This window comes from Mesorhizobium sp. M7A.F.Ca.CA.004.12.1.1, assembly GCF_003997835.1.
Taxonomy (GTDB): Bacteria; Pseudomonadota; Alphaproteobacteria; order Rhizobiales; family Rhizobiaceae; genus Mesorhizobium.
In genome coordinates this window covers 1-686 of the sequence record NZ_RZRK01001406.1, presented here as the reverse complement: position 1 = coordinate 686, position 686 = coordinate 1, and the positions used below count along the sequence as shown (strand labels likewise).

Below are 686 nucleotides of genomic sequence, written 5' to 3'. Positions count from 1 at the left end.
GATGCCGGCGCAGCCGTATTTCTTCGTTTCGTGGCGGGCAAACAAGAAAGGATCGTCTCGGGCGATCCGCGCGGCAGTGAATAAGGCAGCAAAGCAGGTGGCGGCATCATGATTGACGCTTCCTACGAATTGCAGATCGCCATTGTTGCTAGGCTGAAAGGCTTCGCCGACTTGGTCTCGCTGATCGCTGATCGCGTCTATGACGAGGTGCCGCGCGACAAGGCAACAAAACAAGTCACGGCTGATTTCCCATACGTCGCCTTCGATGGCGATCAGGTGCTGCCGAACGATTTCGACTGCATACCGGGATCCGAAATCTACTTCGATATGAGCGCCTGGTCGCGCGCGGTCGGATCGGCCGAGGTCAAGAAAATCGCCAACGCGGTCAGGCTGGCGCTGCACGAGTACGAACTACCGCTGACCGAAAATGCGCTGCTGTCGTTCGAATTGTACAAGCGCGACGTCGTCCGAGATCCGGACGGCAAAACCAGCCGCGCTCGGCTCACGTTCCGGGCCGTTGTCGAGCACGACTAGCCCAGCCTCACCTCACCCCTGAGAAACCCGCTCCGGCGGGCGCTATTGCTGCCATCAAAGGAGACATCAAATGGCTGACGCAACCACCCTCAAAGGCGGCAAGTTCCGAGTTCTTCTCGGTGACGGCGCCTCCCCGATCGTCTACACCGCGC

1 protein-coding gene is annotated in these 686 nt (G+C 59.5%); it reads left to right on the top strand.

Annotated elements, in window-relative coordinates:
* Window positions 1–129 precede the first annotated feature (129 nt).
* Window positions 130–534, top strand: coding sequence for a DUF3168 domain-containing protein (locus tag EN984_RS36710; protein WP_206517589.1), 405 nt, complete (start codon window positions 130–132; stop codon window positions 532–534).
* The last annotated feature ends 152 nt before the right edge of the window (window positions 535–686 follow it).